This is a genomic window from Streptomyces sp. MBT65, from assembly GCF_016612545.1.
Taxonomy (GTDB): domain Bacteria; phylum Actinomycetota; class Actinomycetes; order Streptomycetales; family Streptomycetaceae; genus Streptomyces.
On the sequence record NZ_JAENRY010000724.1, the window covers coordinates 1 to 986 of the forward strand.

Annotated in this window: 1 protein-coding gene; it reads left to right on the forward strand. The window is 70.7% G+C overall.

Features of this window, described 5'->3' with window-relative positions:
• Nucleotides 1-787: DUF1963 domain-containing protein (locus JHN63_RS51805; protein ID WP_200692044.1), on the forward strand; the 787-nt coding region annotated here is incomplete at its 5' end.
• Nucleotides 788-986 lie beyond the last annotated feature (199 nt).

The following is a 986-nucleotide window of genomic DNA, read 5'->3' on the forward strand; positions in this document are numbered from 1 at the left end:
GGACGGAGAGGAGAAGGGCGAGGGGAAGGGCGAGGGGAACGGCCAGAGCGTAGGCAGGTTCGGCGGCCCGCTCCTGCTCCCGGCCGAGGTCCCGGACCCGGCCCACCCCTTCGTCGCCTCCATCGACCTGGCGGCTTTGGCGGCCTTGGCAACCCTGCCGGCCGACGCGACGGACCTGCCCCTCCCGCCCGACGGCCACCTGCTGCTGTTCGCCTTCCCCGAGACCGCCGACGACTACGACACGAGGGGCAGCGCGGTGTACGTCCCCGCCGGCACGCCGGTGACGGAACGGGACCGGAACGCCTGGAACCCCTTCGACTTCGAGGACGAGGAGGCGATGTTCGAGGCGTTCCCCCAGGGCCCGCTGCGGGCGACGCCCGGCGTCTCGCTGCCCTACCACCACGCGGTCGAGTCCACCGGGAGGCCGGGCAGCGACCCCCTCCTGGGACATCCCCGCGCCGAGGAACTGACCCAGGTCTGGGAGACGACCCAGAACGCCATCTCCCCCCAGGGTCCGTTGCAGATCGGGGGATACGCCTGGGAGGAGGCCATCCACACCGATCCGCTCGCCACCGCCGCGTACCGCGCCGGAAAAGCGGCGGAGGCGGGTCGCCGACCCGGTCCGGTCTCGGCCGACCCCTCGGACTGGGTCCTCCTCGCGGACTGGCAGGCAGGCATGGACCTGGAGGGCTGGGAGAGCGCGTCCGTCCACTGGGCGATCCAACGCGAGGACCTCGCGGCTCGCCTCTTCGACCGGACGTTCACGTCGGTCTTCTGGAACCCGTGAGGGACGGGGAGTTGACGGCTGTTGCGGTGATGCGTGGATTCCCTGGTGGCTGGATTCGCTGGTGGTTACCAGATCGATTTCAGCGCGGGTCGGTATCGCTTGCAGCGCAGGTCAGCATCACTTTTAGCGCAGGCCGGCATTCCTCAGCCCGTCCGGCGTTTGAGGACGAGGCCCTTTCGGGGCCGATGGGGGTCTGGGG